General features: G+C 42.2%; 17 protein-coding genes. 15 read left to right on the top strand and 2 right to left on the bottom strand.

The genetic code is table 11. The features are described from left to right. Nucleotides 1-193: 193 nt before the first annotated feature. Nucleotides 194-517, top strand: coding sequence for a rhodanese-like domain-containing protein (locus tag ASG89_RS17825; protein ID WP_057312093.1), 324 nt, complete (start codon nt 194-196; stop codon nt 515-517). A 54-nt stretch (nt 518-571) separates the two neighbouring features. On the opposite strand, the gene ASG89_RS17820 is transcribed toward ASG89_RS17825, so the two are convergent. Next, nucleotides 572-1,495, bottom strand: a complete 924-nt coding sequence (locus ASG89_RS17820) for a hypothetical protein (RefSeq protein WP_057312091.1) — start codon at nt 1,493-1,495, stop codon at nt 572-574. A 91-nt stretch (nt 1,496-1,586) separates the two neighbouring features. On the opposite strand from ASG89_RS17820, the gene ASG89_RS17815 reads away from it, so the two are divergent. Both ASG89_RS17815 and ASG89_RS17810 read left to right on the top strand, forming a co-directional pair. After that, nucleotides 1,587-2,195 (top strand): CPBP family intramembrane glutamic endopeptidase, encoded by a 609-nt coding sequence (locus tag ASG89_RS17815; protein ID WP_082593435.1) that lies wholly within the window; start codon nt 1,587-1,589, stop codon nt 2,193-2,195. Further along, nucleotides 2,192-2,404, top strand: a complete 213-nt coding sequence (locus tag ASG89_RS17810) for a hypothetical protein (protein WP_057312089.1) — start codon at nt 2,192-2,194, stop codon at nt 2,402-2,404. Before ASG89_RS17815 ends, ASG89_RS17810 begins: the two co-directional genes overlap by 4 nt. A 69-nt stretch (nt 2,405-2,473) precedes the next feature. Here the strand turns inward: ASG89_RS17810 and ASG89_RS17805 are convergent, their stop codons facing one another. Next, entirely contained in the window at nt 2,474-3,331 is an 858-nt protein-coding gene (locus ASG89_RS17805; RefSeq protein ID WP_057312088.1) for a polysaccharide deacetylase family protein, read from the bottom strand. A 175-nt stretch (nt 3,332-3,506) separates the two neighbouring features. Here ASG89_RS17805 and ASG89_RS17800 point away from each other — a divergent pair, with 175 nt between their 5' ends. The 12 genes from ASG89_RS17800 to ASG89_RS17750 all read left to right on the top strand — a co-directional run bounded on the left by ASG89_RS17800 (nt 3,507) and on the right by ASG89_RS17750 (nt 13,457). Further along, complete coding sequence (locus tag ASG89_RS17800; protein ID WP_057312086.1) at nt 3,507-3,818, top strand: hypothetical protein; 312 nt, start codon at nt 3,507-3,509, stop codon at nt 3,816-3,818. A 248-nt stretch (nt 3,819-4,066) separates the two neighbouring features. Continuing rightward, nucleotides 4,067-4,672 carry a genetic competence negative regulator gene (locus ASG89_RS17795; RefSeq protein WP_057312084.1) on the top strand — a complete coding sequence of 202 codons (606 nt, stop codon included), beginning with the start codon at nt 4,067-4,069 and terminating at the stop codon, nt 4,670-4,672. A gap of 181 nt (nt 4,673-4,853) precedes the next feature. Continuing rightward, entirely contained in the window at nt 4,854-5,549 is a 696-nt protein-coding gene (gene prsW, locus ASG89_RS17790) for a glutamic-type intramembrane protease PrsW (RefSeq protein WP_057312082.1), read from the top strand. A 69-nt stretch (nt 5,550-5,618) separates the two neighbouring features. Continuing rightward, on the top strand, nt 5,619-5,777 hold the full coding sequence (locus ASG89_RS37165) for a hypothetical protein (RefSeq protein WP_164483569.1): 159 nt from the start codon (nt 5,619-5,621) through the stop codon (nt 5,775-5,777). 554 nt (nt 5,778-6,331) lie between these two features. Then, complete coding sequence (gene ypeB, locus ASG89_RS17785; RefSeq protein ID WP_057312081.1) at nt 6,332-7,702, top strand: germination protein YpeB; 1,371 nt, start codon at nt 6,332-6,334, stop codon at nt 7,700-7,702. A gap of 89 nt (nt 7,703-7,791) precedes the next feature. After that, complete coding sequence (locus ASG89_RS17780; RefSeq protein ID WP_321166517.1) at nt 7,792-8,454, top strand: flagellar brake protein; 663 nt, start codon at nt 7,792-7,794, stop codon at nt 8,452-8,454. 66 nt (nt 8,455-8,520) lie between these two features. Further along, on the top strand, nt 8,521-8,745 hold the full coding sequence (locus ASG89_RS17775; protein ID WP_057312080.1) for a hypothetical protein: 225 nt from the start codon (nt 8,521-8,523) through the stop codon (nt 8,743-8,745). A 139-nt stretch (nt 8,746-8,884) separates the two neighbouring features. After that, nucleotides 8,885-9,568, top strand: coding sequence for a (d)CMP kinase (gene cmk, locus ASG89_RS17770; protein WP_057312078.1), 684 nt, complete (start codon nt 8,885-8,887; stop codon nt 9,566-9,568). 2 nt (nt 9,569-9,570) lie between these two features. Further along, nucleotides 9,571-10,152, top strand: a complete 582-nt coding sequence (locus ASG89_RS17765; RefSeq protein ID WP_057312076.1) for a lysophospholipid acyltransferase family protein — start codon at nt 9,571-9,573, stop codon at nt 10,150-10,152. 150 nt (nt 10,153-10,302) lie between these two features. Continuing rightward, complete coding sequence (gene rpsA, locus ASG89_RS17760; protein WP_057312075.1) at nt 10,303-11,616, top strand: 30S ribosomal protein S1; 1,314 nt, start codon at nt 10,303-10,305, stop codon at nt 11,614-11,616. Nucleotides 11,617-11,646: 30 nt separating this feature from the next. Next, nucleotides 11,647-12,705, top strand: a complete 1,059-nt coding sequence (fni, locus tag ASG89_RS17755; RefSeq protein WP_057312074.1) for a type 2 isopentenyl-diphosphate Delta-isomerase — start codon at nt 11,647-11,649, stop codon at nt 12,703-12,705. Nucleotides 12,706-12,836: 131 nt separating this feature from the next. Beyond that, nucleotides 12,837-13,457 carry a hypothetical protein gene (locus ASG89_RS17750; protein WP_057312072.1) on the top strand — a complete coding sequence of 207 codons (621 nt, stop codon included), beginning with the start codon at nt 12,837-12,839 and terminating at the stop codon, nt 13,455-13,457. Nucleotides 13,458-13,464 lie beyond the last annotated feature (7 nt).

Here is a 13,464-nt window from a genome sequence, read left to right as displayed (position 1 = left end):
CAATACATGTCGAACGATTTTCGTGTTTACGTCATTAATGTTCGGATTGACAACAAATTAGAAGCTTTTTGTCTATTTTATAGCAAGAATGTTCAGAATGCAATGATATTTTGCTTATATTTGAGGCCATTATTCATGTATGGTACAGTGAATATTAGGATCTTAACAAAAGAATGCAGGAGTGTGTACTCAAATGGAAATTAACCGCATTTATCCGCAAATTTTCCTACAAGCTGTCGACCAGAAAACACTAGGAAATAGTGTCATCATTGATGTAAGAGAACCCCATGAATGGGAGTACTATCATATGGAGGAAGCTAAATTAATTCCAATGGGGCAAATTCCACTCCGTATGGGTGAACTTCCTGATGATGAGGACATTTATATCGTTTGTGCACATGGGGTGCGGAGTCTACGCGTAGCTGAATATTTAAAAGAAAACGGTTTTGAGCGTGTCATCAATGTAGACGGGGGAATGGCGGCGATCGGTATGTTCCGCGGCTTCCAATACGATTGAAAGAAAAAGCTGAAGATTACGTCCAAGTGGTGGACCAAATCTTCAGCTTTTTTCTTAATTTACATCTGAAAAGAATGGTAATTGAGGCAGTGTTTCATTGGCATACCATTTCGCTTTGCCTTTGACAAAGTCACCTGTGCGGACAGCATTCGTGCTGAGCAATAATTCCATGGTTTGATTCACATCATTCACATTTAGTTTCTTGGCTTGGCCAGATGCAATGAATTCATCAATTCTTATCGTTAAATCTTGCGGATAAAAAGGTGAGAATGCTTTGTTTTTCAATAATTTAGCAGTGATATAAACGTTTTTTACATTGAAATTCATGGCGCGCCACTGATCAAGATTGGCTGTGTTGTTAGGATCGAAATATTCAATGTCCGGATCCATAGTGCCGTTCCAGACCAGGATGGAATCGAAGTAGTTTTTCTGTGCGGTTAAGGCTTGTGTTTTGGCTTCTAGGAAGTACGCATCCTTCTGAATGGCCTCAAGCAGCTGTGAATGACTTTGTGCATTAGCTTTAGATTGATAAGAACTTAATGCATCGGTGAAAAGCTTTAGGCTCTTCAGATAGCCTTGGTGTGATTGCACGAGCAGCGGCGAAGAGGCAGGCATGCTTTTACTTTGAAGTGTATTGTATTTGTCAGCTGCAATTTTACTTAGCTCTTTCAGAACTGCGGAAGCGTCCACGGCGGCGTTATCCATTTCAATTTGACTCAATAGTTCAAACCATTTATTCTGAAATTCCCTAAAGGGTAAAAAGATGGTATGGTAATATGACACTAGCACTTGTTGATCATAAGCACCTATTTCGGGTGCAGATGACGATTGATCAGCATGCAGTATTTTATCATATTTTAAATCAGATTTCGTTTGTCCTAATCGCAAGCCATAGAAAAAAGCGCCAAGGATACAGACCAGCATAAAGATAAACATGAGGGCAAATAAATAATCAGTGCGGGTAAGACGCTTTTCCATAAATCAAGCTCCTTGTTGTCTCTTATAGTTGTTTTAGTATAGGTCAATCTCCATGAAAAAGGAATATTATAAGGAAATGAGGCTGCTTCCTTTGAAGAAATTCGATTTTAAGAACCTTCGCATTGGGAAAGTTGATATCAATGATCTGAATGACAAGACTTTATTGCTGAATCTTTACATTACACAACTGCTTACGCTTATTATCGGAATTATCATCGTATTATTTCAGAGTAATTCAAAGATTCTTTCTGCGTTGTCGTTTCAAGGTGGTTGGCGTGTCATCATTTGGGGTTGTTTATTTGCTGTAGTTGTACTTGGTGTTGACCTGCTTATTTCAAGGTGGGTACCCAAAGAAGTATCTGATGACGGTGGCATTAATCAAATGATTTTTGGAAATAGAGCCCTTTGGCATATTGCACTTATTTCATTTATCGTTTCAATCTGTGAAGAGGTCCTATTCCGTGGTGCAATTCAACATGCCTGGGGGCCCTACTGGACTAGTATTTTATTTGCAGCAATCCATGTTCGCTATCTGCAGCACTGGCTCATGACGGGAATGGTTTTCTGTATCAGCTATGGCTTAGGTTGGATTTACCTTCATACGGGAAGCCTATGGACACCAATAATTGCTCACTTTATGATTGATATGGTGATGGGTTGCATACTTCGGTTTAGCAAGGAGGAAGATCAAGGTTCATGAGTGTTGGAGAAAGAGTAGCTTCGAGGTCGAATCCTGGCGTGGAGGAGAATCAGGGGGATGATACCTATTTACCGCCGCGTAGAGCTGTACACCCTTCAGAGCAAGGTAAATGGACGAATCTTTTCTATATGACATTACTTTGGTTATTTATCGCTTTAGTTGTGAGTTTAACTGTTTGGGGGATCAAATATTCAAATTCCTCGATGTAAAAATAAAATGAGCCTTACATTGCCCACGAAACGAAATACTCGCGGCAACGTAGGGCTCTTATTTCTATTCTATCTCATTTCTAATTCAATGGCGTTTGGATCAACAAACGTATAACCTTTTTCCTCAAGTTTCGTAAGTAACGAATCTAGCGCAATTACTGTCCATGGGAGTTCATGCATAAGGATATTGCTGCCGTTATGAAGCTGCTGCATCACGTTCTCAATGACTTTATTAGAATCATTATTTTTATTCGTCATGTCCCAATCTAATGAACCATTCGACCATGTCATGTAAAGCATTTTGTTATTTTTAACTTTCGATTTCAAATAATCATTGCCTGAGCCAAATGGTGGACGGAAAAATTGCGGGGTCAGACCCGTAATTTCTTTCACAATTTTTTGCACATCGTCAACTTGTTTATCAATTTTATCATTCGTCATGTCCTTCAAATTTTCATGATCCCATGCGTGATTTCCAATGATATTGCCGCTTTCGTGGACAAGCTTAACGAGCTCTGGCTTCTGCTTAATACGATAACCGTTCATGAAGAAGATGGCCTTCGCTTTATGTTTGTTCAGAATATCGATGAGAGATTGATTCATCGCTTGTTCTTTAGGTCCATCATCAAAGGTTAATAAAACGACTTTTTTATTACCATTGGAGTCGTTGGGTACGATATCATAGTTTTTGTTCATATGATAGGTCTTTTGTACTGCTTCTTGAACGGGAGCAGTAGGCGTTGGTGAAGGTGTGGGTGTAGGTGTAGGAGCTACGGTAGGAGTTGGAGATGCACTCGGGCTTGTTGACACAGTAACAACTGGCGCCACACTCGTCGTCGCAGCAGGACTTGATTCAGTTTGATCGGCACTGCATGCAGCCAATAGAAGCATGGCTGTTAGGAATAGTGTGCTTGCTTTCTTTTTCATAATTCGTCTTCTCCTCAGATCCTTACATATTGGTCATCCCTTATAGTACCACAATTAGGTTCACAATTCGCAGAGGTCAATTCTCCTATGTTTTCCTTCTCCAGTTACGTATGTCCACTTCTAAACTCGTGCAAGCTAGGAAGGATTCATACTACTTATCATGGAGGGAGATCCAATGAAATTAGGAACATTTATGCTTGGTGGCATTGCAGGGGCGGCTGCAGTTGTTTATCTCAATCGTAAAAGTAAATCCATGCTTTTCTCAGCATTTAGCTCACCTAATCAATCGATGGGCAATGTCATGGATAAGGCCAAAGAAACATTCACAAGCAAATCTTTTGGAGAATCTACAGCCCGAAATTTCTCCTCGACGAGTACAAATGGCTTAAACCAAGTAGAGAAAATCGTCAAAGAAGACCCGAGTTTGAAGTCAACTGTCAATGAAATCCTGCAAGATAATAAAATAAGCAGCGCAACAATTCAATAAAGATAAGTGTTCGGCACAGTCTGGCATACCCACGGGGCCGGCTGTGCTTTTTCTTTTTATACATAACTTAAGCGTGCAATTACAAAGAATTAGTGTTAACATGAAAGGTGAAAACAATAGATGGATGCATGTCCATTTATTTATTAGTGGTTCACCTTTTTAATTTTCTAACATATTCTGATTTAAATAAGGTGACCATGCTTTCGATGCAAGCTTTCCAGTTGGAGAGCTCAAAGGAGGATCCTATCATGAAAATAGAACGCTTAAGTCAGGATAAGATACGGATTTTCCTAACATTCGATGACTTAACTGAACGTGGAATTCAAAAAGACGACATGTGGAGAGAAATTCCGAAAGTGCACGAGTTGTTTAGTGAGATGATGGATCAAGCCTATTCGGAGCTCGGATTTGACCCGTCCGGCCCGCTTGCTGTTGAGGTATTCGCCCTCCCAGCGCAAGGGATGGTTGTTATCGTAACTAGAGGCAAACTTGACTTGTATGCAAGTTCTGATGCATATGATGATCACGAAGCTGAAGAAGTGTACGAAATGGAAGTTACGCTTGAACAAAGCGATTTAATCTCTTATGCATTCCGTGATTTTGAAGATCTGCTGCGTGTATCCAAAGTAATTAATCCCCTTCTGATGGAAGGTGGCACCCTTTATTCGTATAAAGGGAAATATATTTTACAGCTAGAACCTGTAGATCTGGAAGAGACCAAGTATCAAGCGCTTATCGCTGTCTTGTCTGAGTTCGGTGAAGCTTCTTCAGTGACCTTGGCCGTTCTTGAAGAATACGGGAAGACGATCATTGCAGATGATGCCGTGAAGGTACTCTGCCGTCATTTCAAATAATCGGGATTCGCGTCCTGATCATGAGTATGAAACAAGCATCTCCCAAAAACAACCGTTTTTGAGGATGCTTGTTTTGTTTTCCATAATACGCAACTAAGGTCGTTTATGTTACACGTAGAAATGTCTAGACAGAACGACTATAATAGAGGTATGTATTTCATAAAAAGAGGGGAGCTGGAACATGCATATCGTGCCTATTTTATTGGCAGCCATAGCGCCAGGTCTCTCATTGCTCGCCTACTTCTATCTGAAGGATCGGTACGAAACAGAACCTATCCATTTAGTGATACGGATGTTTCTCTTCGGTGTACTTCTCGTCTATCCGACGATGGTTCTACAGAACGCATTTATCCAGGAGTTCGGCAATGGCACGATCATGACATCCTTTTTTCTCTCAGGAGGAATTGAAGAGTTTCTGAAGTGGTTGTTACTATATCACTTGATTTTCCGTCATGAAGCCTTCGACGAGCCATACGACGGGATCGTGTATGCGGTAGCTGTAAGTCTTGGCTTTGCAACATTGGAGAATATCATTTACGCATTCTTGCACGCTTCTTCTTTCTCAGCCTTGATGCTTCGTGCGCTTTTGCCTGTATCGGGACACGCTTTATTCGGTGTTATGATGGGATATTACTTGGGCAAGGCCAAATTCGTTCCTCATAAGCAAAATAGGTATTTATGGATATCCTTGTTGCTTCCAATTGCTTGGCACGGCGCATTCGATTATATTTTGCTAATATTTAAAAACAGCTGGATTTGGATAATGATCCCTCTTATGACTTTCCTATGGTTACGGTCGATATGGCGTGTAGATCGTGCTAATGCACATTCACCCTTACGTGTTGTGACTGTAGATGAGAAGATTAAAATGGGATGATTTGGGTCATAATGACTGTATATTTGTTGAACTCCATTACATGGAATGGGGAGAGCCGGGAGGGTATACATGTCATTAACGACGCGAGTGAAAGTGAAGATCCGATGTCGATTGTGCGGCGAGAAGTTCGTATTGCGAGGCAAAAAGGAGAAAGACAAGATTGAAACTGGATTTCGGCAATGCATATGCAGTAATGAGCACGATTTTGAAATAGAAACGGAAAGCTAGCAAGAGGCCATTCTTTCGAATAGGCCTTTTTTTGCTGTATAGGAAATGATGCAGGCTGCTCATTTGTGGATAAGTGCTGTGAAACTTCTAAGATGCAGAAAATAATGAATGGGTAACGCTATTTGCACGAGTAAAGCCATAACGTTATTTTCTCCTAAGCCAGTAGTATGCCCCTCCTGAGAAATGCAAAAGTGCAACTTTTTTCTATCACGAAACCCCTGAGCACACAAGCTCTATTAGTTCTTCGTCCAAACTATTTACTTCGCTCCGCCTTCAGCCAAGATGGTTTCCCATCTGGTTCCTTTTCCGTAATGATCTTTGTTCCCTTTGTCCCATCCGCCTAGATATTCAATATTCGATAGTGAAGTGTCCTGGCCTGTAGGTGTTGTTTAGTTTTTCTCGCTGAAATTCATCTGTTAAGTTGACTATAATTTGGGGATAAACGCCATCGTTCTTGAGTGATAACCCAGCTGCTTATTTTATCTCAATCTTGTATAAACCTACCTCTACGCGTAAAAACTAAGCGCAAGATTGGGTATGAAAGGAGCAGTTCTGTGTATAAAAGATTAAGTATCGTCATGTTCCCATTTCTATTGCTGGCTTTAATCGGGGCTTCTGTATGGGGGTATTTAGAGCACCAAGAAAAGAATACGATATTAATTAAAGCGGAGAATCAGTATCAACGGGCGTTTCATGACCTGTCCTTTCACATGGATAAGTTACATACGGAGTTAGGAAATACGTTGGCGGTGAATGAAACTTTGGAGCCATCCTACCGGAAAGGTTTGGTTAATGTTTGGCGTTTAACTAGTCAAGCGCAAAGTGACATCACCCAATTGCCTTTAATGCTGCTGCCTTTTAACAAAACGGAAGATTTCCTAGCGAATATGGCTAACTTCTCTTACCGCATGTCTGTTCGCGATATGACGAAGCAGCCTTTAACCGAAGCGGAAATGAAAACTTTGAATACCTTGTATGCACATTCTGCTGATATAACCAAAGAAATTCGGGGTGTGCAGAATAAAGTAATTGCAAATAATTTGCGATGGATGGATGTGGAGACTGCTCTCGCATCTGAGAACGAAATGCACGATAATGCGATTATCGATGGCTTTAAGATTGTGGATAAGCAAGTTGGTGGATATGAGGAGTTAAATTGGGGGACAGGCAGCTTAAATGTGTTCTCCAAAAATGATGTTAAAATGCTGACAGGCAATGAGATGACAGCTGATCAAGTTAAAAAGAAAGCTATTGATTTCCTTGGCGTTAAAGATTCAAGTGGCATTAAAGTTGTCGAGAACGGTGGAAGTGCACCTGAGTTTCAAAGTTATAGTGTCGTTATTCCAAGCGGTGATAATTCGAAATCGGATACGCAAATGGATTTCACCAAAAAAGGCGGTCACCTGATCTATTTTATGAAGTCACGTGATGTTCCTGCTGCGAAATTCAATCTTCGCCAAGCTAGAGATGTAGCGAATGAATTTCTGGATGGGCATGAGTACAAGGATTTAAGTGCAATTAGTTATGATCAATATCAGAACACAGCGACCATTCTGTTCGCGAAGAAAGAAAATAATGTCACCATTTATCCCGAACAAGTTACAGTTAAAGTTGCATTAGACACCCTTGAAGTAACAGGGCTGCAAGCGACCAATTATATCTATTCACAAAAGCAACGCAAGATTGGCCAACCGAAAATTACGGTAGACCAAGCACGTAAGCAACTGAGTTCTAAAATGAAAGTGACAGGTGAATCGCTTGCAATTATCAAAAATGATCTGGACGAAGAAGTGCTCTGTCATGAATTTATCGGCACACTGAATAACAATATCTATCGTGTTTATGTTAATGCAGATGTGGGCATGGAAGAAAAAATAGAGACAATTCGTCCGGATCAAGCGGAAGTTGCAAAAGGAAAATCATAGTAGGAAGAGGCAGGATATCATCCTGCTTCTTTTTTTTTCTATCTAAATGGTGCGGTCATGCTATAATTAATGCATATTACTTCGCGGAGGTGCCGAAATTGCTTCCTAAGGTCAACCAGATTTTACATATGCAAATGAACAGTATTGATGAAGAAGAGTCCAAAATCGAATATAAGTCTAGAATTGCGGATGTGACAGAAAACGCGATCATCATTGAAATCCCATTGAATGAAAAGACAGGTCGATTGAAAAAACTTTATCAAGGTGATGAGATTAGTGCTCATTTCCTAGGTCAAGGCGGTGTGAAGCACTATTTCACAACGGAGGTAGTAGCTTTTAAAGAGGATGTCATTCGCTTGATCGAACTAAGGCTTCCAGAGCTAAGTGCGATTACGCAAATTCAACGCAGAAACTTCCTTCGAGTTTTAGCAGAATTAGAAATAGCCGTGAAGTTGAACGAACAGATCCAATTTATTGGATTAACCGATGATGTTGGTGGCGGAGGTATTTCATTTATTTGTGATGGTCATATTCCGATCGGCTTAAATGCGATAATCTCATGTTGGGTTCTTGCACCATTTAAGAATGGGACTATCGAGCATATTCCGTTTACCGGAGAAGTTGTCCGCGTGAAAGGGACAGAGACGGGGAAGCAGTTAGTGATGATTCGTTTCGCAGAGATCGCGGACAGAGAACGGCAGAAACTGATTCGTTTTTGCTTTGAGAGACAAATGGATTTTCGTAAACGCTAGGGATTGAGAGATCTACGCTAAGGGTATACTGCTATGCATATTGGATGCTAGCGGGAGTGTGATCTCATGTCGAAGGAGCAAGAGACAGAACCATATGAACAATTATTTTTGCGCTTTTCTGCGAAAGTAGAGAAGGTCATTATTCGAGCTGTGATTTTCGTTGTTATTTTGCTAGTTTGTGTACAAGCTTTGCTGCAAAATGCGTATATTCGCAAGCATTTCACACGCGTTGAGCCACTCGAAGGGCAGCCGTATATCATCCCGGAACATCCCCCAAGAGAACGCTCATAAGCGCATGAAATCAAGGCGGGATAGAACCCAAGTTTTGCATATGACCATGTTGTGTGATATAATTTCTAGTAATTAGCAGGCAAGTGCCTGCTTTTTTGTTCGTAAGGTACTGTGAAGTATTGTTAGGAGGAACAGCAGCTTGGATAAGTTCAATATTGCCATAGATGGTCCTGCTGGAGCCGGTAAAAGCACCATTGCACGGTTAGTTGCCGGTGCACTTGGGTTTATTTACGTGGATACAGGAGCCATGTATCGAGCAGTAACGTGGAAAGTACAGCAAGAAGGGCTGCTACCTGAGCAAGAAACAGAAGTGGCTTCGCTCGCCAATCGTATGCAGATTGAGCTCATCCCTGGAGATGAAGGACAACAGGTCATCGTAGATGGTGTGGATGTGACGAAAGCGATTCGTTCAACGGATGTAACGACACATGTTTCACAAATTGCCAGCTATGGTGCTGTACGACATTTGTTAGTTGCGCTGCAGCAGCAAATGACTGTTTCCAAAGGCGTAGTCATGGACGGTCGTGACATTGGCACCCATGTCATGCCAGATGCAGAGATCAAGGTTTTCTTAACTGCGAGTGTGAAAGAACGTGCTGAGCGTCGATTCAAGGAATTAGAAAACAGTGGTACGAATACACTGACTCTTTCCGAGTTGGAGCAGGATATCGCACGTCGCGATCAATTCGATGAAGCGAGGGAAATTTCACCACTGCGTAGGGCGCATGATGCCGTGTTGATGGACAGTACGTCAATGACAATTGAAGAAGTTGTGGACGAAATTCTTGGACTTTGCAAGGACAAAGTCGGAGGTGGCAAATAAAGATGCTATATCGCATCGGAAGAGCCTTATTTCGATTTATTTTCACTGTTTTTTTTCGAATGCGTGCTATCGGAATGGAAAATGTTCCAACGCAAGGGGCCGTTGTTTTGTGTGGTAATCATACTAGCTTATTGGACCCACCATTCTTAGGTTCACCACTGCGCCGCAAGGTTCATTTCATGGCCAAGGCGGAGCTGTTTGATATACCAGTACTTGGGTCTATCATATCTAAAGTAGGCGCATTCCCAGTTAAACGTGGAGGCGTAAGCAGAGAGTCGATTCGACTTGCTGTACAGTTGCTGCGTGACGGCAACATGCTTGGTGTTTTTCCAGAAGGATCTAGAAGCAATGCGGGTGGAATGGGGAAAAAAGGCGCTGCTAGTCTTGCATTGAAGTCAGGTGCGGCAGTTGTTCCGGTAGCTATCGTAGGTACCTACTCACTTTTCCGTCGTATGACGATCGTTTATGGTAAACCACTTGATATGAGCGCTTATGAAGGCGGTAGTTCAGAGGATCTGGAGCAGGCGACGGAAGCGATTATGAAAGAAATTCGCCGACTACATACAGTTACTAGTAAAGCATAAGCAGAAATGTATGGAATCGAAAGCTTGGAATTATACTAACCATAAAGTGATTTGAACTTATTATTATGTTTGAAACAGAGTAGGAGTTTGACTGCTGCTTTGTGACTTATAAATTATTTTTGTTGGTTGTAAATAGAGGAGGCTAATCTAATGTCAGATGAAGTAAAAGTTGAAGATCAATCACAGGAAGCTCAAGAAACGGCCGTTTCACAAGCAGAAGCAGAGCACGCTCTTAATAATGTTGCTGTGCTGAAGAAAGGCGCTACAGTTAAAGGTAAAATCGTTAAAGTAGACGCTGATCAAGCTTTCGTGGATATCGGTTACAAATACGATGGTGTCATCCCAGTTCGTGAGCTTTCTTCCGTAAGCTTGAATGATGCTGGGCAAGCAGTTGAGCTTGGTCAAGAAGTAGAATTGAAGATTGTTTCCATCAACGACGCAAAAGAAACGTTGGTATTGTCCAAACGTGTCGTTGACAACGAGAAAGCATGGGAAACGCTACAAGGACAACTTGAGAGCAAAGAAATTATCGAAGCAGCTGTTGCTGAAGTAGTTAAAGGCGGATTAGTTGTGGATATTGGTGTACGTGGTTTCGTACCGGCTTCCATGGTTGAGCGTCAATTCGTTGAAGATTTCTCTTCCTACAAAGGCCGTACTTTGCGTCTTCGTGTGAAAGAAATTGACCGCGAGAAAAACAAAGTCATCCTTTCCCAAAAAGATATTTTGGATGAAGAGTTCGAAACGAACAAGAAGAAAATTATCGAAGGTCTTCAAGTTGGTCAAGTGCTAGATGGTACTGTACAACGTTTGACACAATTCGGTGCATTTGTAGACATCGGTGGTATTGATGGACTTGTTCATATTTCTGAGCTTGCATGGCAGCATGTTGAACAAGCTTCTGATGTTGTGAAAGAAGGAGACAAAGTTAAGGTGCAAATCCTTAAATTGGATCCGTCCAATGACAAAATCAGCTTGAGCATCAAAGCTACGCAAGATGGTCCTTGGTCAAATGTTGAGCGTGATTTCAAAGCTGGTGATATCGTAACAGGTACAGTTAAACGTCTTGCAGCTTTCGGCGCATTCGTTGAAGTGGCACCAGGTGTTGAGGGTCTTGTTCACATTTCCCAAATCGCACACCGTCACATCGGTACTCCACATGAAGTATTGAAAGAAGGCCAAGAAGTACAAGTTAAAGTCTTGGAAATCAACCTGGCTGAGAAACGCGTTAGCTTAAGCATTAAAGATACAGAGGATGCTCCTGAAGCACCTGCGGGTGCAGCGGCTCCGTCATCAGTTGGCAAACCAGAAAGAGAAAGACAACCGCGCGGCGATCGTGATCGTGGAAACAGCGCTAGTCACCAAAAAGAAATTGCTGGTAACGAGAACGTATCCCTAAGCAATCAAGGTTTGTCCATGACACTTGGTGAGCGTTTTGGAGATAAATTGGCTAAATTCAAAAAATAAAGGGATCCATTTGCTAGGGAGGGTACAGAAATGCGCATCTCACGCAAAATGGAGCATGTCCATTACGCGCTGGAGCTTGGTCAAACTCGTCAACATGGGTTGGCGGATATCAAGCTTGTGCATAACTGTCTTCCTGAGACTTCGACGGATCATATTGCTCTAACAACAACAATCGGCGATCTCACTATGAGTTCGCCGATTTTAATTAATGCAATGACCGGAGGCGCTCACGAGACAGAGAGTATTAATCGAGAATTGGCCATTCTAGCCAGGGAAAAAGGTTTACCTATGGCTGTTGGCTCTCAGATGTCAGCGATTAAGAATAGCGAAGTGGCATCCAGCTATGAAGTAGTGCGACGCGAGAATCCCAATGGTATCATCTTCGCTAATTTGGGGAGTGAAGCCACAACGGAACAAGCGTTACGTGCGATAGATATGATAGAAGCGAATGCGCTTCAAATTCATCTCAACGTGATGCAAGAGTTGATTATGCCAGAAGGTGATCGCAGCTTCGTGGGCATGCTTGGACGGATTGAAAGCATTGTTCGTCATTCACCAGTGCCGGTAATTGTGAAAGAGGTAGGCTTTGGCATATCGCGTGATAACGCCAAGCAATTAAGCGAAGTAGGTGTTCAGGTTCTCGACGTAGGTGGCTCAGGCGGAACGAATTTTGCTGCTATTGAAAATGCGAGACGGCCTGCTGCATTGGATTGGCTCAATGATTGGGGAACGCCGACAAGTATGACTTTATTAGAGGCCCTATCTGTTTATCCATGGGGTTCTATTATTGCGTCAGGCGGCATTACAAATGCATTGGAAGCGGCGAAAGCACTTACACTAGGTGCATCAGCAGTGGGCATGGCGGGCGCATTTCTGAAGGTATTGCGTGTAGAAGGCGTAGACGCGCTTCACGCATATGCAGAAGAACTGCATCAAGGACTCATCTTAATTATGACGGCATTAGGCGCTAATTCGGTTCAAGCCCTTACAGGGTGTCCAGTGGTCATCGTTGGAGACACCGCGGAATGGTGTCGAGCGAGAGGTATTGACTTAACTTCATACGCAGAGCGAACTAATCGGAGTAAATAATCAAAATATTGCCATACTAAGGATCAGGCAGATCTCCCTTATTATTTATTTGAGGGGGAGCCTGAAGATCCGCAAGCAAATCGATGGCAGAGGAAGTCATCGGTAGCAAAGCAGGCTAGGGTGGTTTGATTATGAATGCCGGTTATCTGTCGCTTATTCTCCTTAGCATCACGTTGATCTTGCTCGCCAGCGGTTGGAAGGAGCTGTACATTCGAAGTATATCGCATAAAGGCATGCTTCTTTTTTTTGTCTCTTGGCTGATCGGATCGAGAGTAAGCGTGACGATACAACATATACAACTCCAACTTGTTTATGTTGTAGTAGTAACGATTGCTTTTAGTATTCTTTATGTCACACAAGGTTTTATACATAAGCTGCATCTGCTTTCCATTGGACTTCTGATCGGTTCACTCCACTTTCTATTTCAACAACTGCTAACAATGGACCCTATTCTCATCATTCGTAATTCTGAATGGCAGACTGCTCTGATGATTGCCATTGTAGCCGTAGTTGTTCAACGCAATGCATGGGAACAAATTGCAGCCATTTCGATCGGATATTTGATCGGGGATATGTATCAAGCTGGTATTCATCAAGTAGATGGCTATCATCTGCTGGGAATGGCTACTTTCCAAGATCAATGGTGGCTGTCAATCTTTACAGCTAGAACGATAACGATCGTCGTACAAGCTGCCTACAGTGGTTGCCGAACAGTCGTGAGAAGCTGGTTTGACCGCAGAGGAGGCAACTAAGACACAA

The organism is Paenibacillus sp. Soil766 (assembly GCF_001428105.1).
Lineage (GTDB): Bacteria > Bacillota > Bacilli > Paenibacillales > NBRC-103111 > Paenibacillus_E.
This window is presented reverse-complemented; position numbering and strand designations above follow the sequence as displayed.

Bases quoted from the DNA above. Each gene is read 5' to 3' on its own strand.
- ASG89_RS17805 (WP_057312088.1), bottom strand. From the start codon at position 3,331: ATGAAAAAGAAAGCAAGCACACTATTCCTAACAGCCATGCTTCTATTG.
- rpsA (WP_057312075.1), top strand. From the start codon at position 10,303: ATGTCAGATGAAGTAAAAGTTGAAGATCAATCACAGGAAGCTCAAGAA.
- ASG89_RS17795 (WP_057312084.1), top strand. From the start codon at position 4,067: ATGAAAATAGAACGCTTAAGTCAGGATAAGATACGGATTTTCCTAACA.
- ASG89_RS17825 (WP_057312093.1), top strand. From the start codon at position 194: ATGGAAATTAACCGCATTTATCCGCAAATTTTCCTACAAGCTGTCGAC.
- ASG89_RS17820 (WP_057312091.1), bottom strand. From the start codon at position 1,495: ATGGAAAAGCGTCTTACCCGCACTGATTATTTATTTGCCCTCATGTTT.
- ASG89_RS17810 (WP_057312089.1), top strand. From the start codon at position 2,192: ATGAGTGTTGGAGAAAGAGTAGCTTCGAGGTCGAATCCTGGCGTGGAG.
- ASG89_RS17800 (WP_057312086.1), top strand. From the start codon at position 3,507: ATGAAATTAGGAACATTTATGCTTGGTGGCATTGCAGGGGCGGCTGCA.
- ASG89_RS17750 (WP_057312072.1), top strand. From the start codon at position 12,837: ATGAATGCCGGTTATCTGTCGCTTATTCTCCTTAGCATCACGTTGATC.
- prsW (WP_057312082.1), top strand. From the start codon at position 4,854: ATGCATATCGTGCCTATTTTATTGGCAGCCATAGCGCCAGGTCTCTCA.
- fni (WP_057312074.1), top strand. From the start codon at position 11,647: ATGCGCATCTCACGCAAAATGGAGCATGTCCATTACGCGCTGGAGCTT.
- ASG89_RS37165 (WP_164483569.1), top strand. From the start codon at position 5,619: ATGTCATTAACGACGCGAGTGAAAGTGAAGATCCGATGTCGATTGTGC.
- ASG89_RS17775 (WP_057312080.1), top strand. From the start codon at position 8,521: ATGTCGAAGGAGCAAGAGACAGAACCATATGAACAATTATTTTTGCGC.
- ASG89_RS17765 (WP_057312076.1), top strand. From the start codon at position 9,571: ATGCTATATCGCATCGGAAGAGCCTTATTTCGATTTATTTTCACTGTT.